General features: G+C 50.7%; 22 protein-coding genes. 6 read left to right on the top strand and 16 right to left on the bottom strand.

All coding sequences use genetic code 11. The annotated features are described in order from the left end of the window. Complete coding sequence (locus F4X55_06825) at positions 1 to 1,110, bottom strand: mechanosensitive ion channel family protein (protein ID MYC40699.1); 1,110 nt, start codon at positions 1,108 to 1,110, stop codon at positions 1 to 3. Between the two features lie 87 nt (positions 1,111 to 1,197). Next, positions 1,198 to 1,833 carry a DUF924 domain-containing protein gene (locus F4X55_06830; GenBank protein MYC40700.1) on the bottom strand — a complete coding sequence of 212 codons (636 nt, stop codon included), beginning with the start codon at positions 1,831 to 1,833 and terminating at the stop codon, positions 1,198 to 1,200. 338 nt (positions 1,834 to 2,171) lie between these two features. Here F4X55_06830 and F4X55_06835 point away from each other — a divergent pair, with 338 nt between their 5' ends. Beyond that, on the top strand, positions 2,172 to 4,649 hold the full coding sequence (locus F4X55_06835) for an adenosylcobalamin-dependent ribonucleoside-diphosphate reductase (GenBank protein MYC40701.1): 2,478 nt from the start codon (positions 2,172 to 2,174) through the stop codon (positions 4,647 to 4,649). 38 nt (positions 4,650 to 4,687) lie between these two features. On the opposite strand, the gene atpC is transcribed toward F4X55_06835, so the two are convergent. From atpC to F4X55_06875, 8 genes are all read right to left on the bottom strand, one after another. Continuing rightward, the gene (gene atpC, locus F4X55_06840) at positions 4,688 to 5,107 is read right to left on the bottom strand and encodes an ATP synthase F1 subunit epsilon (protein MYC40702.1); all 420 of its coding nucleotides are present in this window, start codon (positions 5,105 to 5,107) and stop codon (positions 4,688 to 4,690) included. Next, complete coding sequence (atpD, locus tag F4X55_06845; protein MYC40703.1) at positions 5,104 to 6,504, bottom strand: F0F1 ATP synthase subunit beta; 1,401 nt, start codon at positions 6,502 to 6,504, stop codon at positions 5,104 to 5,106. Before atpD ends, atpC begins: the two co-directional genes overlap by 4 nt. A gap of 71 nt (positions 6,505 to 6,575) precedes the next feature. Continuing rightward, positions 6,576 to 7,460 carry an ATP synthase F1 subunit gamma gene (atpG, locus tag F4X55_06850; GenBank protein ID MYC40704.1) on the bottom strand — a complete coding sequence of 295 codons (885 nt, stop codon included), beginning with the start codon at positions 7,458 to 7,460 and terminating at the stop codon, positions 6,576 to 6,578. A 20-nt stretch (positions 7,461 to 7,480) separates the two neighbouring features. After that, a complete protein-coding gene (locus tag F4X55_06855; GenBank protein MYC40705.1) occupies positions 7,481 to 8,998 on the bottom strand; it encodes a F0F1 ATP synthase subunit alpha in 1,518 nt (505 codons plus the stop codon). Between the two features lie 26 nt (positions 8,999 to 9,024). After that, positions 9,025 to 9,567, bottom strand: a complete 543-nt coding sequence (atpH, locus tag F4X55_06860; protein ID MYC40706.1) for an ATP synthase F1 subunit delta — start codon at positions 9,565 to 9,567, stop codon at positions 9,025 to 9,027. Further along, positions 9,546 to 10,055 (bottom strand): ATP synthase F0 subunit B, encoded by a 510-nt coding sequence (locus F4X55_06865; GenBank protein MYC40707.1) that lies wholly within the window; start codon positions 10,053 to 10,055, stop codon positions 9,546 to 9,548. The genes atpH and F4X55_06865 overlap by 22 nt, the downstream gene beginning before the upstream one ends. A gap of 45 nt (positions 10,056 to 10,100) precedes the next feature. Next, positions 10,101 to 10,610, bottom strand: coding sequence for an ATP synthase F0 subunit B (locus F4X55_06870; protein ID MYC40708.1), 510 nt, complete (start codon positions 10,608 to 10,610; stop codon positions 10,101 to 10,103). Between the two features lie 26 nt (positions 10,611 to 10,636). Further along, on the bottom strand, positions 10,637 to 11,917 hold the full coding sequence (locus F4X55_06875) for a cation:proton antiporter (GenBank protein ID MYC40709.1): 1,281 nt from the start codon (positions 11,915 to 11,917) through the stop codon (positions 10,637 to 10,639). A 164-nt stretch (positions 11,918 to 12,081) separates the two neighbouring features. Here F4X55_06875 and pyk point away from each other — a divergent pair, with 164 nt between their 5' ends. Then, positions 12,082 to 13,488, top strand: a complete 1,407-nt coding sequence (gene pyk, locus F4X55_06880; GenBank protein MYC40710.1) for a pyruvate kinase — start codon at positions 12,082 to 12,084, stop codon at positions 13,486 to 13,488. 16 nt (positions 13,489 to 13,504) lie between these two features. Here the strand turns inward: pyk and F4X55_06885 are convergent, their stop codons facing one another. Genes F4X55_06885 through F4X55_06910 form a run of 6 tightly spaced genes read right to left on the bottom strand, consistent with a single transcriptional unit; the run spans position 13,505 to position 20,244 of the window. Then, positions 13,505 to 14,902, bottom strand: coding sequence for an SLC13/DASS family transporter (locus F4X55_06885; GenBank protein MYC40711.1), 1,398 nt, complete (start codon positions 14,900 to 14,902; stop codon positions 13,505 to 13,507). 1 nt (position 14,903) lies between these two features. Continuing rightward, positions 14,904 to 16,124: a glutamate--cysteine ligase gene (gene gshA / locus F4X55_06890; protein ID MYC40712.1), complete on the bottom strand. Its 1,221-nt coding sequence runs from the start codon at positions 16,122 to 16,124 to the stop codon at positions 14,904 to 14,906. 6 nt (positions 16,125 to 16,130) lie between these two features. Next, positions 16,131 to 16,928: an RDD family protein gene (locus tag F4X55_06895; protein ID MYC40713.1), complete on the bottom strand. Its 798-nt coding sequence runs from the start codon at positions 16,926 to 16,928 to the stop codon at positions 16,131 to 16,133. 19 nt (positions 16,929 to 16,947) lie between these two features. After that, the gene (locus F4X55_06900) at positions 16,948 to 17,988 is read right to left on the bottom strand and encodes a DsbA family protein (protein ID MYC40714.1); all 1,041 of its coding nucleotides are present in this window, start codon (positions 17,986 to 17,988) and stop codon (positions 16,948 to 16,950) included. A 22-nt stretch (positions 17,989 to 18,010) separates the two neighbouring features. Continuing rightward, a complete protein-coding gene (locus F4X55_06905) occupies positions 18,011 to 19,309 on the bottom strand; it encodes an adenylosuccinate lyase (GenBank protein ID MYC40715.1) in 1,299 nt (432 codons plus the stop codon). After that, on the bottom strand, positions 19,306 to 20,244 hold the full coding sequence (locus tag F4X55_06910) for an MBL fold metallo-hydrolase (protein MYC40716.1): 939 nt from the start codon (positions 20,242 to 20,244) through the stop codon (positions 19,306 to 19,308). The genes F4X55_06905 and F4X55_06910 overlap by 4 nt, the downstream gene beginning before the upstream one ends. A 39-nt stretch (positions 20,245 to 20,283) precedes the next feature. Between F4X55_06910 and F4X55_06915 the strand changes: the two genes are divergently transcribed. From F4X55_06915 to F4X55_06930, 4 genes are all read left to right on the top strand, one after another. Continuing rightward, entirely contained in the window at positions 20,284 to 21,270 is a 987-nt protein-coding gene (locus F4X55_06915) for a TRAM domain-containing protein (GenBank protein MYC40717.1), read from the top strand. Then, positions 21,270 to 21,986 (top strand): 2-C-methyl-D-erythritol 4-phosphate cytidylyltransferase, encoded by a 717-nt coding sequence (gene ispD, locus F4X55_06920; GenBank protein MYC40718.1) that lies wholly within the window; start codon positions 21,270 to 21,272, stop codon positions 21,984 to 21,986. Before F4X55_06915 ends, ispD begins: the two co-directional genes overlap by 1 nt. Then, complete coding sequence (locus tag F4X55_06925; protein ID MYC40719.1) at positions 21,979 to 22,467, top strand: 2-C-methyl-D-erythritol 2,4-cyclodiphosphate synthase; 489 nt, start codon at positions 21,979 to 21,981, stop codon at positions 22,465 to 22,467. Before ispD ends, F4X55_06925 begins: the two co-directional genes overlap by 8 nt. 271 nt (positions 22,468 to 22,738) lie before the next feature. After that, positions 22,739 to 24,187: a hypothetical protein gene (locus F4X55_06930; GenBank protein MYC40720.1), complete on the top strand. Its 1,449-nt coding sequence runs from the start codon at positions 22,739 to 22,741 to the stop codon at positions 24,185 to 24,187. Positions 24,188 to 24,294: the final 107 nt, after the last annotated feature.

Genomic DNA, 24,294 nt, shown 5'->3' on the forward strand with positions numbered 1-24,294 from the left:
TCAGTCTCCAGTTCCCGCGCCGGTCAACGCAGTGTCCGTCGAATCAAGAAAAACCTTCCGGGTAGGATAAGCGAACTCTATTCCCTCTTCTGAAAACCTTTTGAATATCTTCAGGTTAACGTTCTGCTGTATATCCATGTAATCATCAAACGAAGGAGTAAGAACAAAGTAAACTATATCGTAGTTAAGGGCAAAATCGCCGTAACTGCTGAAATGCGCCCGGCCGAATCTCGCCTTCGGTTCCCCGTCTATTATCTCCTTTATCAACCCGGGTACTTTCACGAGCTCATCGTATGGCGTCTCGTAGACAACGCCGAGGGAAAAAAGAATCCTGCGGGTGTTCATCCTCTTGTAGTTTTTTATGCGGCTTTGCAGCAGGTCGTTATTCGACAAAACAAGCTGTTCGCCCGAAAGGCTCCGCAGGCGCGTGGTCTTAAGCCCTATGTGCTCCACGTCCCCGCTCATACCGTCTATTACTATAAAATCCCCGACCTCAAAGGGCTTGTCGAAAATAATGGAAAGCGAGGCTATTAGATCGCCCAGAACGTTCTGGAGCGCAAGCGCCACGGCTATGCCCCCCACACCGAGCCCCGCGATTATCGTGGTCGGGTCAAAACCCAGGTTGTCAATTGTTAGAATTACGAGAATTACCCAGAGAACCGATTTCGCGAAAAACCCCAAGCTCCTTATGTGCGTTATGGAAGCACCGGCGCCAGTTCCGATTTTTGAGAGCTTCTTCGAGACGTAATAGTCGATGAAACCCCCTCCCCATAAACCGACCTGAACGAGAAGGCAGATAATTACCACACTTTTTCGGAATTCCTTTACCTGCTGGGTGAGGTCAAGGAAGAAGGTCGCCACATAGACCGAGAAAATTATGATCAGCACTATGCTGGTTTTCCCTAAGAGTGCCGAAACCAGATCGTCAAGATCGGTTTCGGTCTTCTCGGCAAGACTGGCAAACGACCTCACGAACCTTTTCAGAATAAAGTTAAAGGCTAAGGCTAAGACGACCGCCGCTCCGAGAGCCCAGAGCCACGACTCGGCGGAATTGCCCAGGTAAGTCTCGCTAAATATTTCCTCGATGTTCAATTTAATGCCCTCTCTGATACAAAAACACGCCCGTCCCCGTGTACGGCCATCATATAGATACCCGCTTGATTAACCTTAAACAACAAAGAAAGCCAGAGGAAAGAATCAGAAGGAACTTCCCGGCTCTTTTAGAAACTCGGTTTCTTCCGGAGTGGATTCTCTTCCCAAAGCCGCGTTCCTGTGGGGATACCTTCCGAATCTTTTTATTATGTCAGAGTGCCGCCCCGCGAAATCTGTAGAACAGGCTAGAGTTTCCCTGATTTCCGGATGCGGGGCGTATTCTTTTTCAAGAGCGGAGTATTTCTCAACACTCAGGCTCTGAATTTCCGGGCTCTCCGAGTGCATAAGCGGGAGGTAGAAAAAAGTCCTGCGTATTGGATGAAGGCCTTGGTCAAACCCCTTTTCAATACCCCCAAGGCATGCGCTAAGAGCCAAGGCGTCCCTAGAGAACGCTCCCGGGGTATCGCGGTAGATGTTCCTCGGAAACTGATCGACGACTACTATAAACGCCACGGTGCCCAAGGGCGTCTCGAGCCAGTGGGAAAGTTCCCCTTTTTCGGCGAGCAGAACATATTTCTCAAATCTCCGCCTTACAAGATCGTCAAACTCCTCTGACTTCATCCACCAAGTCATCTGCTTTTCCTTCTCCGGCAGTTCACCCTCGCGCAGGTCGCCGAACCAGAAACTCAGCACTTCGGAGATTTCCTCGAATCCGTCTGCTGTCGAAGCTCCCTTTTTCATACTTTGGGAGTATAACACAGGCAGCCAAAATCCTCATGGAAGCCCCACTCCCCGACCCAGAATCTTTCACTCTGCAATTATGAGGGGGTTTTTAACCGCCCCGGAGTTACAAAGAAACTTTCATGATCCGAAGCTAATCATCTGATCTCACTGAAATTTTAGAACCTGATAGTCTCTCTTTATATGGGCCTCTTTAATTTTATCTTAACAAAAATAAAATAGTTTCTTGACAATACCCAATATATTGTGTTTAAATAAACTTCACGCACAAGATAAGCAATACATCTTGTACGTAAACTGGAAGGTAATGTTTATACGGAACTGCAAAGGAGGAGAATGTGCCCGGAGATAAGAACCCCCCTGAAATCGCCGCGAATGGAACATCTGATCATGAAACTACAGCCGTTAATGAACAAGAAGCTAAGACTCAAGAACCTTCTCCGGAACATGTAAAACCTCCAAGCGATACTATAGATATTCCCGCAGAAACCATCGACGCCTTCGGCGGAGATAAGCTCAGGGCCCGGGTTTTCTACGAAAAATACGCCCTTCGCAACATAAAAGGAGAGATAGTAGAAAAGACTCCAGAGCAGATGTGGCGGAGGGTGGCAAGGGAAATAGCATCCCCCGAACAAAAAAAGGAACTAAGAAAGCAATGGGAGGAAAATTTCTACTGGCTGCTTTCCGATTTCAAGTTCATCCCCGGCGGAAGGATTCTCTTCGGCGCTGGTCAGAAGAGAAGGGCTACGCTCCTTAACTGCTATTTCATGCCCATAAAGGAAGACTCCATAGAGGGAATATTCGAATGGTGCAAGGAGGCAGCCAGGACCTATTCTTTCGGCGGAGGAGTCGGAACCGACATATCGGTTCTTAGGCCGAAAGGCGCCCCGGTGAACAATTCAGCCATATACTCGACTGGGGCCGTATCGTTCATGGACCTCCTGTCGACCACAACCGGAACCATAGGGCAGGCGGGAAGAAGAGGAGCCCTCATGATAACCATGAAGGTCAATCACCCCGATATAATGGATTTCCTCGACATAAAAAACGACGAGGCAAGATCAAAGGTCCAGTTCGCCAACATCTCGGTAAAAGTGGATGACAAGTTCATGGAAGCCGTTGAAAAAGACACGGATTACGAACTCAGTTTCTCAAACGAGAAAACCGAAATGAAAAAAACTGTACGGGCCCGCCAGATATGGGACAGGCTGGTTAAATCTGCATGGTCTTCGGCCGAGCCAGGGCTTATCTTCTGGGACACGGTCAAAAGGTACTCCCCTACCGAATACGCAAACATGGAAGTAAACGGCGTGAACCCCTGCAGCGAACAGGCGCTAGAGGACTACGGGAACTGCTGTCTCGGAAACGTGAATCTCTCCATGTTCGTCAAAAACGCTTTCGAGGAGGATGCCTCAATAGAATGGGAGAAACTCGAGAAAGCCTTTCAATACAGTGTCAGGTTCCTTGACGACATACTGGATTACAACATCGAAAAGCATCCCCTAAGTTTCCAGACAAAAGCGTCTTTAAGGTCTAGGAGAATAGGGGTCGGGTTCACCGGCCTAGGGGACATGCTTGCCAAGCTCAACATAAAATACGACACGGACGAAGGTGTAAAATTCACTGACGAGCTTTTCGAGCATATAAAGAACATCGTTTATGAAGCCAGTTCCGACCTTGCCAAGGAAAAAGGAGCCTTCCCGGTATTCGACCTCAAAACGCACATAGCGAATCCGTTCGTAGAAACCATGCGCGATAACGTAATGAGCAAGATAAAAAAGCAGGGCCTTCGAAATGCGTGCATACTTACGGTTCCACCCGTCGGAAGCGGTTCGGTTCTTGCGGGGACCACAAGCGGCGTCGAGCCCATGTTCGCCCTGTCTTACCTCCGGCGCTCGGAATCCCTGTCGGAAGGAGAATTCAAGGTCTACCACCCACTTGTTTCTGAGTACATGGAGAAATTCGGGCTGGACGACGAGGCGGATCTTCCGGACACGTTCGTCACCTCTCACGAGATAAAGCCGGAGCTTCGGGTTCGCATGCAGGCAGCTATTCAAAAGCACATAGATTCGTGCATATCAAGTACCGTAAATCTCCCCAAGGACATAAGCCTTGAGGAAGTCGAAAAAATATATTTCCTCTCTTGGAAACTCGGCTGCAAGGGTATAACCGTCTACAGGGAAGGTTCCAGGGAAGGAATACTGATCACAGAAGATCAAGCAAAAGAAAAAACAAGCTCTCCACCCCGGGATGAAGGGATGTCAACCACCCACTCCAACCTCACACCATCCCCTCATCCCCCTCAAAAAGAAGCGGTAAAACCTGTCACGAGACCCCAAGTTCTGGAAGGTTTTACCGAGGCGATAAAAACTGGGTACGGGAATCTCTACGTGACTGTCAACAGTCACGAAGGCAAGCCGTTTGAAGTTTTCGTCCAGATTGGAAAATCCGGATTTACTACAATGGCCGATGCCGAGGCAACTGGAAGGCTGATATCTCTGTCTCTGAGGTCCGGGGTCGATGTCAGAGATGTCGTGGAACAGCTGGAGGCCATTGGAGGTTCCTCACCAGTTTTTTCAGGCGGACGGGTCATAATGTCCGTCCCCGACGCCATAGCGAAGGTGCTGAGAAGCCATTTCGTCACTAAGGAAAAAACTGGTGGCGAAGCCGAGGTGGCGGTGGATGCAAATGGCGGCAGCCAGAAGATTTCAACGGATCTTATGCTTGAGCAATGCCCGGATTGCGGAAGCAGAGCCCTGGCGTTTGAATCCGGCTGTGTTACCTGCAGAGGTTGCGGATTCTCAAAATGCAGCTAGGCTTCTAGCTCTGAATTCAGACAAGTTCTGAAAAAGAATTACTCTCCTGCCCGAGCCCGTGCTATCCTGAGCTTTCTATCAAGCTCCTCTCTCTGCGAAGGTTCCGCGTCCTGAAGTTCGTCAAGTTCCCTCTGGAAAGTCTCAGCGTCTTTTTTAGCGGCCGAGACGTCAACTTCTTCGGGATTCTCTGACTGGTCGGTAAGAATGCTGATGGTGTCGTCCTTCACATCAGCAAGACCGCCATGGATTATAAGCGTATTTTCTCCCGACTCCTCAGTTTTAAACCGGAGCCTTCCAGGAAAAAGCACGGAAAGAAAAGGAACGTGACCCGGCAAAACGCCGAATTCTCCCATCTGGCCGGGAGCCACGAGTTCCTCGACCTCGCCGTCAAACACGAGTTTTTCGGGAGTTATTATCTTGAGTCGCAGTTTTTCAGCCAATGTACTTATCTCCGTCAGGAAGCCATCGCCGCGGCCTTCTCGCGCACTTCGTCAAGATTGCCCACCATGTAGAAGGCCTGTTCGGGGATATCATCCATGTTGCCCGAGATGATTTCGCCGAAAGCCTCTATGGTCTGTTTAATAGGCACGTATTTACCCGGAGTACCCGTGAACTGCTCGGCCACGTGGAAAGGCTGCGATAGGTATCTCTGAACTTTCCTCGCCCGGGCAACCGTGAGCTTGTCGTCTTCTGAGAGTTCGTCCATGCCGAGAATCGCGATTATCTCCTGAAGCTGCTTGTAGCGCTGCAGAACCTCCTGAACATCCCTTGCAATCCTGTAATGCTCATCCCCTACTATTCTCGGATCAAGAATGTTCGAAGTCGAGTCAAGGGGATCCACGGCCGGATATATTCCAAGCTCGGTAAGCTGCCTTGAGAGAACGATCGTACCGTCAAGGTGCGCAAAGGTGGTAGCTGGGGCAGGGTCTGTAAGGTCGTCCGCCGGAACATAAATCGCCTGCACCGAGGTGATTGAACCTTTAACCGTAGAAGTAATTCTCTCCTGAAGTTCCCCGAGGTCGGTTGAGAGAGTCGGCTGGTAACCAACGGCAGAAGGCGTTCTTCCCAAAAGAGCCGATACCTCAGAACCTGCCTGGGTGAAACGGAAGATGTTGTCGATAAAGAGAAGCACGTCCTGGCCCTGGGTGTCGCGGAAATACTCGGCAAGAGTAAGCGCCGTAAGGGCAACCCTAGCTCTTGCTCCCGGAGGCTCGTTCATCTGTCCGAATATGAGCCCGGTGTTTCCGAGAACCCCCGATTCCTTCATCTCCCAGTAAAGGTCGTTCCCTTCTCTGGTTCTTTCTCCCACTCCGCCGAAAACCGAGTAGCCGCCGTATTCCTTGGCTATGTTATGGATGAGCTCCATGAGCAAAACTGTCTTGCCTACACCGGCTCCGCCGAAAAGACCGATTTTCCCGCCCTTAAGAAAGGGAGCGAGAAGATCAATAACCTTGATGCCCGTCTCGAAGAGCTCCATCTTGGTGCTCTGCTCGACGAACTCCGGCGCGGGACGGTGAATGGGCCAGCGCTCCTCCGTCTCTACGGGACCGGCTTCGTCTATTGGTTCTCCGACCACGTTAAGCAATCTCCCGAGAGCTTCCTTGCCGACGGGAATCGTTATACCGTCGCCGGTGTTAAGTGCGTCCTGCCCTCTTTTCAGTCCCTCGGTCGAATCCATGGCGATGCATCTTACGCGTCCTCCGCCGAGCTGCTGGGCAACCTCAAGCACCAGATTCCACTCGGTTTCGCCGAGCGCCGGATTCGTCACCTTAAGAGCCGTGAACACGGTGGGAAGAGCCCCCTCCGAGAATTCGACGTCCACAACGGGGCCCATTACCTGAATTATTCTCCCCATCCCATCGTCCGCACCACCTGCCGCATCGCCGCCGATACCGCCTGCCGTAAACGCTGCTTCAATACTCATTTTTACTCGTTGCCTCCTTTCTGAGCTTCCGTACCGTTAACGATATCCATAAGCTCCGTTGTAATGATCGCCTGCCTGGTTTTGTTAAAGAGCAGGGTAAGTTTCGCTATCACCTCGTCCGCGTTGCTGGTCGCGTTCTCCATCGCCGTCATCCGCGCCGCGTGCTCGCTAGTGAGCGACTCGTTCATCGCACGCTCAATCCTCACCTGAACGTACTTCGGAAGAATCGAACCTATTATCCGTTCTTTCTCGGGCTCGAATATGTAATCAGAAGAACTCTCCGCAGCACCGTCGTCGCTCTCCTCAGCCGAAAGCGGAAGAAGTCTCTCAAACGTCATCCTCTGCGAAATGGCGGAAACAAAATGGTTGTATGCAAGCACTATTTCGTCACTCTCCCCCGCCCTGAACTCCTCTGTCAGCGCCTCTGCCAGTTCCTCGGAGAATTTCCGGGAATTCTTTTCGTTCACTCCTGTGTAGTACTTGCCCGGGGCAAGCCCGTTTTTCGAGAAATAATCCCGTCCCCGCCTTCCGACGAAACTCAGTTTTATGTTCCCGAAAATCTCCCCCTGTTCCTCGATGTAGCGCTGCATGTTTCTTATCAAAGCACTGTTGAAGCTTCCGCAAAGCCCCCTGTCGGAAGTGAAAAACAAAACGTGCAGGCTAGTTTTTTCCTCAGGGACCCGAAGAAGGGGATGATCCTCTGATTCCGAAAGCGCCGCCACGTTTAGGACTACATCGCGGTACGCATCCGAATAAGGCCTGTATGCCATAAGCGCCGCTTGGGCCTTCTGCAGGCGCACAGCGGCTATGAGCTTCATAGCGCCCATTATCCGCCGCGTACTTCTCACGCTTTTTATCTTTGTCGTTATCTGTTTAAGACTCGGCATTGTCCTTTTCCGCTAGTATGTCAGGCAAGCTCGCCCAGTTGGTTTTTAAGTTCGTCAAGCGCAGCCTCAAGCTTTCCCTCAAGCTCATCCGAAACAACTTTTTTCTCCTTTATTTCCGCGAGATACTCAGGGTACTTAGACTCAAGGAAAGAAAACAGCTCCCTTTCGTATTTTCTCACCGCGGAGGTCGGATAGTCGTCAACATAGCCGTTTGTAACAGCGAATATAATCAGGATCTGCTTTTCAACCCCCTGGGGTTCGTACTGATCCTGTTTGAGGGCTTCAACAAGCCTGCTTCCCCGGGCAAGCTGGTTCTGGGTTACCTTGTCAAGGTCGGAAGCGAACTGCGCGAACGCCTCGACTTCCCTGTACTGGGCAAGCTCGAGCCTCAGGGTTCCGGCAACATTCTTCATCGCCTTTATCTGAGCGCTTCCCCCTACCCTTGAAACCGAAAGACCGACGTTAATCGCGGGGCGCACACCCGAGTAGAAAAGATCACTCTCAAGGTATATCTGCCCGTCGGTAATAGAAATCACGTTCGTGGGAATGTAAGCGGACACGTCACCCGCCTGCGTTTCAATTATTGGAAGGGCCGTAAGCGAACCCCCACCGTCCTCGTCTCTCATTTTGGCAGCGCGCTCAAGAAGTCTTGAGTGAAGATAGAAAACGTCTCCCGGGTAAGCCTCTCGTCCCGGCGGTCTCTTTAGAAGAAGCGAGAGCTGACGATATGACCACGCGTGCTTCGTCAAATCATCGTATATTATGAGCGCATGGCGGCCGGTGTCTCTGAAATACTCTCCCAGTGCACAGCCAGAGAAGGGAGCAAGGAACTGAAAAGGAGCCGGGGTGCTGGCCGTGGCGGAAACTATGGTCGTGTACTTCATGGCATCGTGTTCCTTGAGCTTGTCGACTACCTGCGCTACTGTCGACTGTTTCTGCCCTATGGCCACGTATATGCAGTGAACATCCTCTTCCCTCTGGTTTATTATCGTGTCAATTGCAATAGCGGTCTTTCCGACCTGACGGTCCCCCAGTATAAGCTCTCTCTGTCCCCTTCCTATCGGTATCATGGAATCGACGGCCTTAAGTCCAGTCTGAAGGGGTTCGTTTACCGACTGGCGGTAAATAACTCCAGGGGCTTTCACCTCGATCTGCCTTGTTTCCGTGGTAGCTATTTCTCCGAGACCGTCAATCGGTCTTCCGAGAGCGTCAACTACCCTTCCGCCAAGAGCGTCTCCGACCGGCACCTCGGCGATGCGGCCTGTGCGCTTTACCGTCCCCCCTTCGCTGAGGTGAGAGTCTTCTCCGAAAAGAGCGACTCCGACATTATCCTCTTCAAGGTTTAGGACAAGTCCGGTGATTCCGCCGTCAAACTCGACGAGCTCTCCCGCTACCGCCTGGTCAAGACCGTAAACCCTGGCAATACCGTCGCCGACGGAAATAACCGTGCCGACTTCTTCGGTATCAACCTTTCGTTCATAGCCCTTTATCCTGTTTCTCAGAATCTCGCCTATACTTTCTGCTCTTAGTTCCTGCATTTCTAGCTCCTTTGGAATTATTGGAATCAGGACGGGGAGAGAACTCCTCTTATTCTCTCAAGTTGCGTCCTAACGCTGTTATCGTAAACCTTGTCTCCCACCTGCGCCTTTATTCCGCCTATCATGGAAGGATCGACCTTAAGCGATACTTCAACCGTTTTTCCGGTCGCCACGCGGAGTGCAGCGCTGAGTCTGTCGACATCGCCCGGGCTAAGATCCCTAGCTGAGGTAACCTCGGCCGTCACCTTTCCTACCGCTTCGTCAAGTCTTGCGAGCACGGCTTCCCTTGAACCAAGAAGAGCCGGAACCTTCTCCATCTCCAAAACGAGCAGAATAAATCTTCTCGTAATATCAAGAAAAGACGCCGCCTCGAGAAAATCCCCCACAACCGCCTTTTTCTCCTCCATCGAAAACACCGTGCTCAAGAGAACGTCCCTTAGTTCCCCCGAACCGCAGAACCGTTCGAAGAAATTCTCCATGTCGGTTCTTACCCCCGAAAGCTCGCGCTCATCCGCAGCGGAATCCACAAGTGCCGAGACAAGATCTCTCAGTGTCGCAACTGTTGCCATTTTCCTTCCTCGATCATTTTTACAAAATCGTCAACCGAATCGGTCGTAAAATCTGCGTCCACCTTCTCCCTTATCATCTTCTCGGCAAGCACAAGAGCCGAGTCGACCACTTCGGACTGTATCTCGGAAACCGCCTTTGTGGTCTCGAGCCGAATAGTATCCTCGACCTCTTTTTTTATCATCTCGCAGCTTTTCTCGGCCGCGGAGACAAGCTCATCCCTCTCGGTCTCACCCTGCTTTTTTATATTCTCCTGAAGAGCCGCTACCTCGGAGGCCACCGCATCAAGCTTCGCCGAGTATTCTTCAAGCGTCGCTTTCGCCTGCTCGGCCGCAGCGGCAGCGCGGTCCACTTCCGAGCGGAGTCTTTCTTTTCTGTTTTTCAGGAAGGAAAGAAAGGGCTTCCTGATGAGGTATATAAGAAGACCCATCAGCAGACCCAGGTTAACGGCGTGCTTTATTACAAACGCCCAATTAAAATGGCTATCCAATTCGTGGTTCCCCCGAAAAATTAAAATCCGAATCCGCCCTCAAAGCTATACCCCCTTCCTCAAGACGCGCTGGCTTATTTCCCCGGCAAGTGACTCTATCTCGCCTTGCAGGTCTGCTCTTATCTTCGCTACCTCGCTCTCAAGAGTCCCTCTCGCCCCCTCAAGTTCCGCCTGAGCGGCCTCTCTTGCCTCAAGAAGCATCTTCGAAGATTCGGCCTGCCCCTGCTGACGGAGTTCGTTTCTGGTTTCGGTCGCCTGGGCCCTTGCCTCGGCAAGTTTCTCGTTGTACTCGGAAATGGCGCTCTCGGCCTTCCGAGTCATCTCTTCGGCTTCCCTGAGCGTGCCCGCGGTGAGCTCCTCCCTCCTGTCCCAAACCCCCAGAAGAGGGCGGAACACGAGCCTGTTAAGGAGAAAGAGCGCTATCAGAAAGATAACAAGCTGAATTACCAGCGTTTGATCGACGCTTAACAGGTTCTCCGCGGCGCTTGCCGGGGGAACAACCGCCAAAGTGAAAATCACAGCATATAACAATGTCTTAAGACTGCAGAATCTCATGATTAACACATCTTCAAGGTTATTTGCTAAACCACACTTTCGTTCAGCTCGTGTTCCTTGCTTTCTTTCTCAAACATCCACTTTAGAAGCGGCGGCACTATGAAAGTTGTCAGTATGACCATAGCCGTGACGGCGGAGAAAAGATCAGTTTTGAAAACGCCGTACACAAGACCGATTTTAGCGAAAATAAGCCCAACCTCACCTCTTGGGATCATTCCGACGCCGATTATACTTTTTCTTACACCTTTTTCATAGACCACATAGCCGCTCACGTACTTGCCTATAACCGCGACCGCGAAAAGAATTAAAGCGATTGATATTACCATAATATTTTCAGATACAAAGGGGTTAAACACAGAAACATCAACGGCGGCGCCCACCATCACGAAGAATATCGGTGCAAAAAAGTGCGAAACGGGCTTCACACCCTCCTCTATCGTTTTGAACTGGTCGGTTTCACGGAGAACCAGACCGGCCGCAAACGCACCGACTATGGGGGCCAGAGAAAAAAGATTTGAGCAGTAGGCGTAGACAAAGCAGAAGGCTATTGCCATGATCCAGACGAGGTTGTTTCTATCGATACGGGCGAAAAACCCGAAAATTCTGGGAGCGACAATCCTGCCGACGACTATGGAAACGGCAAGAAAACCGAAGGCCTTCGCGGTTATAAAGGCCACCGAACCCAAGGTAATGCCTTCCGCCCCCGCACCGCCTGATTGAAGAGAACTCACTAGACCGCTTACGACCCCGAGAATTATGAGCCCGAGCACATCATCTATTATGGCAGCTGTAAGGACTATCCTGGCTTCTTTTGTCTGGAGCTGGTCAAGGTCCGCAAGGACCCTGGCCGTGATCCCGACGCTCGTGGCAGTAAGAGTTGCCCCCGTCACTATGGCCACTAGCCCGACCATGTTGGCTTCAAGGCTGAGTATGGCAAACTTCTGGAAGTAAATTATGGAAAAATATCCAAGCACAAACGGAAGCACCACACCAACTATGGCGACAAGCGCAGAGACGGGACCCACTTTTATCAGGTCCGCTAGCCTGGTCTCAAGGCCTATTTCGAAAAGAAGAAGAACGACCCCTATTTCCGCAAGAAGGTGAAAAACATCATATCCGACCATGCCTTCCGTAGAGGGAATAAGCGCCAGAACACCCGCGCTCAAAACAACCCCGGCAAGGAGCTCCCCCAGAACCGAAGGCTGTCCGATTCTTTCAGCCAGCCGGCCGAAGGCCTTGGCAAAAACAAGGATTATCAGAAGATAAAGAATGAATTTTTCTACTGATAAATGCTCAACGTATTCCATTGTCTCGTCTTGGGAAATTCGGGGGTTTCGTCAGATTAGAAAGCAGTTTACTATCATAAAACGGGGGGACTGTCAAAAAAGACTTGTCGGTTTATCTCAGCATATTAAGTTTAGGGTTAAGAGAATTTTGCATTTTCTGAATTTATCGACATATTTTCCCGCTTATGAGACCTTCTAGAAAAACCAAGATAATCTGTACCGCCGGCCCTTCCACAAGCTCGTACGAGATGCTGACGAAAATGTACGAGGCGGGCATGAACGCCGTACGTCTTAATATGTCGCACGGCACTCACGAAAGCCACCTTGAAGTAATCAACACGGTGAAATCCATCAACAGTGAAGTCGAAGATTCAATCGCCCTGATACTTGACACGCAGGGACCCGAGATCAGAACCGGAGTTCTGCAAAGTGATCTGCATATAAGCGAGGGAGACGTAATTACAGTGTCCGTAAGACCCGGTGACGTCGAAGAATCCTCAATTCATATTAACTATGAGGACATTATCAACGAAGTTCAGATAGGGGAGAAGATAACCGTGGACAACGGTCTCATAAATCTGGAAGTGCTCAAGAAGGACCACGGAACTATGAAATGCAAGGTAATCGACGGCGGAACCATGAAGAGCAAACGCCACGTCAATCTGCCCGGGGTAAAAGTCAATCTTCCTTCAATAACGGATAAGGACAAGGCGGACATAGAATTCGGAGTCAAAAACGAAGTCGATTACATAGCCCTTTCCTTTGTGAGGGAAGCGCAAGACGTTTTGGATCTCAAAAAACTGCTAGGACCCGACGGGGAGGGAATAAAAATCATCTCCAAAATCGAAGATCAGGAAGGGGTGCGCAATGTAGAGGAAATCGTCGAGGCATCAGACGCGGTAATGGTCGCCAGGGGAGATCTGGGCATTGAAATAAGCATCGAGGAATTGCCGGACGTGCAGAGAGTGATAGTCGGCAAATGCCAAGAGAAAGGCAAAAGAGTCATAGTAGCCACCCACCTTCTCGAATCAATGATCGATAACCCGATTCCTACCCGGGCTGAAGTAACGGACGTCTCAAACGCGGTCTATGAAGATGTGGACGCACTTATGCTCTCGGGGGAGACGACAATCGGGAAACACCCCATAAGGTCAATAGAGCATCTCGACAAAATAGCCTTAAGGGCAGAGAGCCTCAGGAGTCTGCAGATGGGCAAGCTTCTTGTTAAGCAAGATCTCAAACAGCATATAGCGGCTTCGGCAGTTGAACTCGCCGAATCAATTGACGCCAAATGCCTGGTCGTAATAACGAAAAAAGGATTGATGGCTCAACTGACGACAAACTGCAGGCCGGCCAAAACACCTATTCATGCGGTAACTTTCGATAGCAGAATAAAACGGCAACTGTCTCTGAACAGAGCCGTAATCGCGCATCGCATGGATGAATCCGAGGATCCCGAGGGGAGGACCCAAGAAGCATTCGAACTTCTGAAGAAAAAGCGGATATTAAATCCGGGTGACCGAGTCGTGTTAGTATCCGACGTCATAACGACTGCCGGCATAGACTCAATCCAGCTAAGAGAGATAGGGTAAAGGAATTTAACTCTGCTTAAAGCAAAACCGCACACACAGCCGTAATAATAAACGCGCCGATAAAATTAAGCACTACCCCCTTCCTCGCCATCACCCTAGCCGGGAAGGCTCCTGTGCTGAATACCACAACGTTCGGCGCAGTCGCAACCGGAAGCATGAACGCGCAGCTTGCGCTCATCGCCGCGGGGACCATAAGCAGGGCCGGTTCAATGTCCATCGCCATCGCGGTAGCAGCCAGAATCGGCATCATCAGAGTTGTGGTTGCGGTATTGCTCGTGAGTTCCGTGAGAAAAGTAATCGTAAGGCAGATAATGGCCAGTATCAAAACGATGTGCAAAACGCCAAGACCGGAAAGAGCTTCGCCGAGCGCAATGCTTAACCCGGACGAGATAAAAGCCTTTGCAATCGCGATACCGCCACCGAACAAAATGAGCATTCCCCAAGGAATGTCGCTTGCCGTATCCCAGTCAAGCAACCTGCCTCCCTTGCCGTTTGGGACGAGAAACATCACTATAACGGCTGCAAGCGCCACACTGGCATCGGTCGCTCCAGGAACTCCAAACCAAGTTTTCCAACCGCCAAACGGCTCGCTGCGCGTCATCCAGGCAACTGCAGTGAGTAGGAAGACAATCAGCACGCGCATCTCGTGAGCACTCCACTTCCCCACTTCCGGCATGGTGAAGCTGCCCGAACCGCTAAGATGCCGAGTTAGGTAGAACCCGATTATGGGAACGAAAATCACGACAACCGGAATTCCCCAGCTCATCCAAGTGAGAAACGGGATTTCCGCCCCGGTGTTCTGGAAATAAATCTCGCTGAACACTAGGTTGGGGGGAGTTCCTATGGGCGTTCCTATCCCTCCGACACTCGCCGCGTGTGCTATGCCGAGCAACAGTGGCACCGCTAGCGTTTTGTCTTTGGCTTTTTCCAGCACGGCTATGGCCACGGGGAGCATCATAAGAGTGGTGGCGGTGTTTGAAATCCACATGCTTAACACCGCCGAGGCTGCCATAAAACCGAATACCAGCCGCCTGTTGCTTGACCCTCCGAAAAAACTGACCATGGTGAGCGCTATGCGCCTGTGGGCTCCGCTGCCCGCCATCGCCGTTGACAGTATGAATCCGCCGAGAAGGAGCAATATAAGAGGAGCCCCATAGGATTCACTGATTTCCCTCGGAGAAAGAACACCCAGAATCGGAAACAGTGCAAATGGCAACAGGGAAGTCACAGGAATCGGCACGGGTTCAAAAATCCACCACACCGCACATACGGCGGAAACCGCGGCAGTCCAGCACGCGTCACTCTCCCACCCAAGGGATTTTAGCGTGAAAAAAAGGACGGCCCCGAGAACAGGACCCATGATGAGAAAAAAAAGAGAGAGTCCGCTGGTCGGAAACTGTTTTTTTCCGCACATTTCAGCAATCCACGTCTCTCAGCACCTTTTCTATCTCGTAACCCGCTGCTATGGTCGCAACCTTGGAAACAAGATCAAACGTTGACGGAATCCCGTTTGGCGAAGAGGTCTCACACGGCAGAAACTCCATCCCTTTTGAATTAAGGTTCTCAAGTTCACTCCGAAGAGGATTAACCCTGTAGAACATCCCCGCCACTTGGGACTGAACGAGGTAAACAACGGGCTCGCCGACAAGACCGTCCCCGACGCGAAGCGATGTCGGCACACCCTCCTGTATGACAACGTCCCGAACAGGTACTCCTCCTTTTGAAACCCGCATTCTCTTCCTGTCGCGCGAGTTCATCCGCACTATGCTTTGCGGATCGATGACACTCGCAACAGCCATGCCGTAGGTCCCCGAATTGCTTTTGACGAAAAGTGAAGGCTCGTGATCTATGCCTCTTTTCGAATACTCGTCTTTGACTATTGAAAGAACTTCGCCGGCCCTTGCAGAAACCCGCTCCCTGTCCTCGGGAAAATCGAAATCCACCCCGCTTTCCAAGACAGTTTCAACCGACATCACCCAGGGATCAACCTCCAGTATTTCGGCAAGTTCGCTGCAGAGACGATTATAAAACTCAAAATGTACGTCTTTTTTTCTCGCATGCCATCCTATTTCAACGGGCGGCAAGACGGGCTGGCGCAAATTATGAAGCGTCTTCGGACATCTTTCCGAAAAATCGTTGTTTATCATTACAATATCAGGAACGAAGCCGTCTATTTTTGCCAAGCCTCCCTCCTGAAAAACCCGTTTCGCCTCGATTACCTTCCCGCTTGCCGAACTGAACGAGACGCTTTCTCTTCGAAACTCCTCATTCGCGATTCCGACCTCTACCTCGTAGTCCTCGTCCTCCAGAACAGATTTTATTACCAAGACGTTTTCCCAGTAGTGGGTGTTCTTAGTATTCAACTCGGGAACCAAGAGAATTTTTTGGGCACTTGGATACCTGGAAAAAAGATATTCTCTGAAAAGCTTTCCAGCATTTTTCCTGAACCCTTCGGAAAGATTGTTAAAGCCCGCGGGAAAAACGTTGGTATCTATAGGGGCGATTTTGTGCTCGGAGAAACGCAGGTCGACGGAACTGTAAAGCGGCACCATAACCTTTTCGCAATGAGACCCTATCCAGCGGGAAATCTCCTCACTCTTGCCTTCTATACTTTTTTCAAGCTGCTCCATAAACATCGTACGCTATGAGACCCTTACGACGAAAGTTCCGCAGAGCCTGTCACTGAGAGTCTTGCGTTGAGGATCAGGTACCGCCAGTGCAAAACCCAAAAAAACCGTGGCCACGGAAAAAACCCAGCCTATCCACCTGAGTAAGTTTGCCTGAAACCCGGCAAGTGAACCGTCCTGCATCACGACCCGAATACCCGCAACCGCATTTCCGAGAGTCGTTCCGCACAAGAAGGGAAGAAAAATAAAATAAGTGGTCGCCAAGATATAAGCGCAAAGACATACCCATCCCCATATGGAAACAAACTCGCTGAAACCCGGGAAAAAAGTCTCTCCGATCAGGTGCGCTCCCGAGAGAAGCGCAACAGCAGCCACGCAGAGAGTAAACAGAAGATCAACGGAGAACGCGAAAAATCTCTCTCCGAAAGTCGCAGGCACCATTCCGTGGGGCAGCGGCGGGGGACTCTCCTTTTCTATTTCTTCTTCCTTTGCTTCCGCCTCTACCTCCGCGATTTCCTCTCCCAGGTCCCTTTCAAACCTGAGAAAATCCTCCATCTCCTCTGTCTCATCCGCCGCCAAACCCTCGTCCCGAAGCTCATCCGGGGCGCCAAGCTCGCTCAGGGCTTCAACAGTCTCGGACCAGGTAAGAACGCCGCTGGGTGCGAGTTCTCTGTCCCCGCCAATAACCACCTCCGTACTCAGCTCGTCTTCGTAGAGATACTTAAAAATAGGCACTGGTGACAGGACGGCTCCACATTTCTTGCATTCCTCAAGATAATCGAAGCTTGTGTAACCGCACTCAGGACATTTCATGGTCAGGATCTTGCGGAGGCTATCTCCCGGAGCGCTCGGAGTTCAGGGAGAGACGGTAATCCACGGCATTTCTGATCGCCTTTATGTTGGCCCCTCCCGAGATCACGAAACCATCAACAACGAATGTCGGCGTGCCGCTTACCCCGATCGATTTGCCTTCCTTCATATCCGAAGCAACCCTGCGTTTGGCCTGCTCGGATTTTACGCACTCATTGTATTTTTTCATGTCGACCCCGAGCCCGCGTGCCAGCCCCTCAAGGGTCTTTTTAGCGTTGGCCACCTTTATCTCGCCCTGCTTTTCGAAAATGGCGTCGTGGAACTTCCAGAATTTCTCGTTCGACTGGTCATAGACGCAAAGAGAAGCAATCGAGGCTTCTTCGGCCCACTTGTGAAAGGAAAGCGGAAACTGCTTGTAAAAGAACTTGACTTTGCCTTTGTAATCCTTAAGAAAATCGGCCATCTGGTTCGCGGCTCTCGCACAGTAGCCGCACTGAAAATCCGAGTACTCAACCACCGTTACCTGGGCCTTGGGATCTCCTTTTGAAGGAACATTCTCAAGAGAGATTTTCCGGGCGGTCTCGGCGGCGGGATCCGCATCGAGATTTTCAAGATCGCCGACCATTATTGTTTTGCCATCGCCGGAAATCAGAATCGGAACCTGCCCGCCTTCAGTGGCAAGAAGCCCTCTCCTCATTCCTTCCACGCCAGTTTCCTCCATCTCATCCACCTTTACAGTGGGAGCACTGCCCATTATCAAAAACCTGCTGTCGCGGCTTACGAAAAACGGGTACGTCCTGCTTCGGCCATCGGGAAACCCGACCTGATATCCGCCTTCCCTGAATCCCTTTATATCAGAATCCTTCACTTTGACTACCTTTACTGTGAAACCACCGGGCAGATAAACCCCGTAGCGGTTCTTGAAGTGGTGCTCAAGTTTCCCGACATCAACGTTGTCGAGCGCGAAGAGGCTCCCGGGGAAAAGAAAAAACACGGCTAAAATAACCGATGCGGCTGTCGCCAGAATTGATTTTCTCATTTTCGAAGCAAGTATTTTTTCCATAAGAATGAAAGCTCCTTGTCAGTTATGACTCGCCGAATACCGTGGCGAAGATACGGTCCACGTTCTTAAGGTCTTCCTTGAGTTCAAAACACGAATCGATCTCTTTTTCCGAGAGAACATCCGTCACTTCCCCGTCGCTTTTCAGCATCTCCCGGAAGTCCTTTTTTTCCTCCCAGCACAGCATGGCGTTTCGCTGCACAAGCGAGTAGGCATCTTCCCTTGAAACGCCCTTTTTTACAAGTTCAAGCAGAACTTTCTGGGAAAAAACCAGTCCTCTAGTAATCCAGATGTTGCCCTCAAGCCTCTCGGGATAGACCCGCAGACCTTCAATGAGACCGCAAAGCCTCTCAAGCATGAAATCAACCAGTATGGTTCCGTCAGGACCTATAATTCTCTCAACGGAAGAATGGCTTATGTCCCTTTCGTGCCAGAGCGCTATGTTTTCAAGAGCCGCGATTGAGTGAGACCTTACTATCCTTGAGAGCCCGCAGAGGTTCTCCGATAGCACTGGATTTCTCTTATGGGGCATGGCGGAAGACCCCTTCTGTCCTTCGGTGAAGGGTTCCTCCATCTCCCCTATCTCGGTTCTCTGATAATGCCTTATCTCGGTAGCAATTTTCTCCACCGACGCCGCTATGAGAGAAAGGCAGAGAAAATACTGGGCGTAAATGTCTCTCTGTATAACCTGCGTCGATATTCCCGCGGGACGGAGCCCAAGCAGTTCGCACGCGTAATGCTCAACCTCGGGAGTGATATTGGCGTAGGTGCCGACGGCGCCCGACATCATCCCCACGCTCACGGCCTCCCGTGCGACGTTCATCCTTTCAAGATTCCTTCTCATCTCGTCATACCAGAGCGCAAAGACGAGACCCAGTGTTCTGGGTTCGGCGTGTATGCCGTGGGAACGCCCGATCATGGCAGTGTCCTTGTAGTCAAACGCCTTTTTGCGAAGAACCCCAAGCAGCTTCTCAAGTCCCCCGACTATAAGTCCTCCCGCCTCGCGAAGCTGCATTGAAAAAGCGGTGTCAAGAACATCAGAAGAAGTCATCCCGAGATGGACGAATCTTGAATCGTCCCCCACATACTCGGAAACGCAGGTGAGAAAAGCCAGAACGTCGTGCTTAAGGGTTGTCTCAAGCTCCGCAATTCTTTTTACATCGAAGTCGGCTTTTTCCTTTATATTAGAGAGGGCGTAGGCGGGGATTTCCCCGTAATGCGCCCAAGCTTCGCACACGGCGAGTTCCACCTCGAGCCAGATACGGTAGCGGTTCTCATCCGACCATATCTGCGACATTTCCTCTCTTGAATATCTTGAGATCAAACCGTTATAACCTCCCCGACCGTGTTTCGTGGAGCGATGGCCACGGCGACGCGGCCGTCAGCTCCCTTTCGGCGCAACACACCAAGCGAACATCCAAGTGCCTTCTCGGGCGTGTTGTTCTTCGTGCTTAGGTGCGCGAGCAGAACGTATTTTAACCTGTCGTGCAGAACATCGCCCAGAAGTGAAGCCGACTGATCGTTTGACAGATGTCCGTGTCCCCCGCTTATTCTCTGCTGCAGGTAGGGAGGGTAGGGACCCGAGAAAAGCATTTCCCTGTCATGATTCGACTCGAGAACCAGCGCATCGCAGCCCTTAAGACTCTCCACGACAAGCGCCGTGGACTTTCCTATGTCGGTTACTACGCCTATCTTGACCCGGCCGTCGGTTACGGCGAAGCCGACCGGATCAATCGCGTCGTGGGCCACCGAGAAGGGAGTTATGGTAAGGTCGTTTATACAAAACGGCTCCTCGGAATCAAATTCCCTCAGTTTCTCTATAGCGCCGTTTCCGTTGCTGTACCCGTTTCTCTTTCTCTCCCAGAAACCCACGGTTTCACCCGATACGTAAACGGGCACCTCGGACATTTTCCCGACGGCTCTCGAGTGGTCTTCGTGCTCGTGCGAAAGCACCACCGCATCAAGATCGGATACAGCTACGCCCATGCTCCCGAGACTCCGCGAGATCCTTCGGAAACTAATCCCCGCGTCAATCAGTATTTTCGAGTATTTCGACTCAAGATAAAGCGAGTTGCCAGAACTGCCGCTGGCAAGAGTGCAGAATTTCATCATGTTCCATCCACGCGAAAACCGGCTGTGTGGAAAACCAGAGAACCGGGTCGTCTCGCCCGGCGAACCGTAATTATAACTGACCAGAAAAAATCGTGGAAAAGCCGCGCGCATCAATACCGGAAAACTTGTTAAAACCGAAGCCGTCATATATCCTATAATTGCTCCCTCGGAAGGGCCGGATTATTAATGAGACTCTCGATCACACTTTCCATAGCGTTTGCGCTCGTGGCGCTTGCACTCGGCCCTGATTACCTTTCGTTTTCCAGTTCGCTGCTTACGGCACTGGGTTGCGGGATATTCGCCTTTGTTGTGCTCTCAGGCTTCCGGGTCCTTTTCAGGAAGATATCCCCTCGCTGTGCGATCGGAATCTCGGCAGGTGCGCTTACGGGCGTTTTTATATACCTTGCAGTGCTTACGATCCTTAACAGTTTTCCGATAGCCACCCATCTTCTGCCCCATGTAAAAGCGGGGATATTCCTTCTTCTAGTCTGCCTAGGCGCAGTAATAGGCTATGACAAAACATCCCTTGCCGGAGCGGCTTCCGACTCGTTTTTCAGGAAGCCCGAGGCGCTTGCTCCTAAAATACTCGACACGAGCGTGATAATAGACGGGCGCATCGCCGATATCGCGGAAACAGGATTTCTCCAAGGAGAGCTCATAATACCCAAATTCATCATACAGGAACTTCAGTACATAGCGGACTCCCCGGATCCCGCGAGAAAAACGCGAGGCAGAAGAGGGCTTGACATCATAACCAGGATGCAGAAGGAAATTCCCTTAATAAGCGTCAGCATCACCGACCATGATTTCGAACACATAAAAGACGCCGACATAAAACTCATCGAGCTTTCAAAAAGACTGAACGGAATACTCGTCACCAACGACTACAACCTGAAAAAGATTGCCGACCTGGAAAAGGTCACCGTGCTCAACATAAACAACCTCAACCACGCCCTCAGGCCCGTCGTGGAACAGGGACAGACGATAAGAATAAGCCTCGTAAAGCCAGGGAAGGAACAGCATCAGGCAGTCGGCTACCTTGATGACGGAACCATGGTGGTAACAGACAACGCTTCGAGGCAGATAGGAAAAGACGTGGAGGTTTCAGTGAGGAGCATGGTGCAGACGCCTACTGGAAGAATAGTTTTCGCGAAACTGAAAAAAGAGGGCTAATCCCCGTGAGCGCGCCCAAAGTCTCAGCCGTAGTGCCGGCCGCAGGTCTCTCGAAAAGATTCTCCCTGAGTGAGAAAAAACAGTTCGCCACACTCGGCGGAAGACCTCTTCTCAGCTATTGTCTCTGGACCCTTGAGTCAAGCGAACTCATAACAAACATAGTGGTGGTGGTGCCTGAAGACGAGATCCAGAATTCCAGGAAGCTATTTGAGGACCTCGGGCTTAAAAAAATCACTTCGGTCGTTGGTGGCGGTTCAAAAAGACACATATCTGTAAGAAACGGTTTTCGCGCCACGTCCCCGGACAGCGAAATTGTAATCATTCACGACGCCGCAAGGCCTTTTGTCGATAACGATACTATAAGAAGAGTAATAGAGCAGTGCATGCGCACAGGTGCTTCAATATGCGCCGTTCCCGTTACAGACACTTTGAAACGGGCAGAAGAGCAAGGCTCGTTCATCTCGGAAACGGTTTCGAGAGAAAAACTTTGGAGAGCCCAGACTCCGCAGGCCTTTCGCCGGGGAATACTCGAAGAAATCTATTCATCTATCGGTACCGAGGATATAGCCGTAACTGACGAATCGGCACTTGCGGAAGCGAAAGGAATAAGAGTAAGTATAGTAATGGGAAGCGAACTCAACATGAAAGTCACTACCGCCGCAGACCTTGCATTCGCGGAGCTTATCGTAAGTAGAGGAATATGGAGCCATGTATAGGATAGGGACGGGGTTTGACGCACACGCTTTCTCCGAGGAAAGAAAACTGGTACTTGGCGGAGTTGAGATCCAAGGTTGCCCGGGACTTGTCGGTCACTCAGACGCCGATGTGCTCTCCCATGCCGTTGCCGACGCTATTTTGGGAGCTATCGGAGAGGGAGACCTGGGAAAACATTTTCCGCCGAACGATCCGAAATACAAAGACGTATCAAGCCTCGAAATTCTCTCCCAGGTCGCCCGGATGATGGCAGACAAGGGCTACCGCATAGAAAATATTGACTGCACGGTGGTGTGCGAGGAGCCAAGAATTTCTCCTCACTCATCCGCTATGGAGGTGAAAATCGCCGATGCCCTGGGAATTTCAAGCGACGCCGTAAACGTAAAGGGAACTTCAACCGAAGGGCTGGGTTTTACGGGAAGAAAAGAGGGTATAGCGGCCATGGCCTCAGCGTGCCTAAGCCCGTATTCGCCGAAGCTATAATCCTTAGAAAAACTCCTTCCCAATAAGAATTCTCCCTCTTTTTCGGGATCCGTCATGAAAGAATCTATGATCTTCTCGTTAATTCTTTCCAGTATTCACGGTTAACTGGAACTTCTTCTAAAAAGATCTATGATTTAAACGATTTTTTACGAAGAATTTCCATCTCTTCTGCTCTTAGAACTCAAGAGTTGATGCAGATTTTCCTTGACAAAAATCAGGTTTTTTTGTTCAATGAAAGCACGGAGTATTACTAAAAAGGAGATCTCAAAAAATGAAAAATCCTCTGCTGTTTTCCTGCTTCATGTTTGTTCTTGCTGTTGTTTTTGCCGATACGCATCCCGCTTCTGCGCATGAGATGTATACAACAACTGCCCAACAGGCGCGTGAGACGGGTACTATGGAAGCTATGAGAGATTTCGTACTGCACGTAAAAGAACACCGGGAGCAACTCAGAAACTACGATGATCACGCTGAATTCCGCAATGTCATGAGAACTGATGATGGAACATGGAAGAGCGGAAATACATACATTATCGCCGTTAATTCAGGAGAATTCGGCGGGAGGACAAAAGCAGGTGAAGTCATAAGCTTTCATGCGCAACACCCCGGCGCTACAGATAAGTCGTTGAGGAACATCAAAATTTTTGAAGAGCTCATGATCAAGCTAGAAGGAGCAGGCGGAGAAGCGGTCTGCGTTGAAGACCCAAGCGAGAATCATGGCAACCATATCTGCGCCGTTGAAACTACCATTACGAACCAATTTGGTGTCAGAAATACTCTTATATCAGTCGCCGGCTTCCACCATGAACTGGGTGAAGAAGGCGATCACAAGGTTGTGTGTCCTGATTTCGGCCCCCAATACTTTAGGGAGCCCGGAACAGACTCCAATGGAGAAAGCTTTACACGCGTAAGCGCTGGAATGCTTGATATGGCTGCCGACAGGGAGACTCTCGTAAATTATGTGAAAACGGTAGACGAGCACATTACTGAGCAAATTAAACAAGTTACCGAAAGTCCGCAATACGCCGAGTTAGAGGGTAGCCCTACTAGGCAAGGAGGATTGATAACCACAAGACTAGTTCAACTCAGGCCCTGCTGGAGGCAGGAGCCCTGGAGATCGGAATCCATATATTTCGTTATGTTCAGACATGCGGCGGGCAAACGATACAGTGTATTTAACGGGCTCAATCCGGCACTTAAGGATTCAACGCTTATTGCCTATGACGGCTGCGTCGATGTCGATCAGCTCGTTGTTCAGAAATCAGGAGAACAGGACGAGGACGACCGTTTTGTCGAATACTACTGGTCTAACCCTGTTAAAGACGATGACGTAGTGCTTGATGAAGATGGAAACCCCATACCGGGCTTATCCCCTGGTACGTCGCTCAAGGTGAGCTATGTTTTACCAACAAACTTCGGCGGCGCGATAAGAGCGAATTTTGTTATTGTTTCCGGTATTTATCCCGAGGATAGAAAACGTTACGTTCCCGAGAGCGGGATGTGTCATCCCATCCCTGATAACTTATCAGCATTTGCCCGCGATCAGCTTCACAGATACCCCGGACCGGCAAAAGATGACGGAGGATGTGCAATTGCCTCCGGGGACCAAGGCAATATGAAGATTGCGGGGTTCAACCTGTTTTTGCTAACCGTGGTTCTGTTCTCCGCGATTTGGGGAAAAAGCCGCTCTGGCGGAAAGTTCTGGACTTCGAAGCTCTGAGCGCGGCGGAAGAATCGGGGCCGGAAAGACTGAAGAACTGAAGATGCTGCTTTAATTTGGGAATTTGAAAGCCAAATGGAGAACCAATCGCAGTTACTTTAATCGAA

The organism is Candidatus Dadabacteria bacterium, assembly GCA_009840385.1.
Taxonomy (GTDB): domain Bacteria; phylum Desulfobacterota_D; class UBA1144; order Nemesobacterales; family Nemesobacteraceae; genus Nemesobacter; species Nemesobacter australis.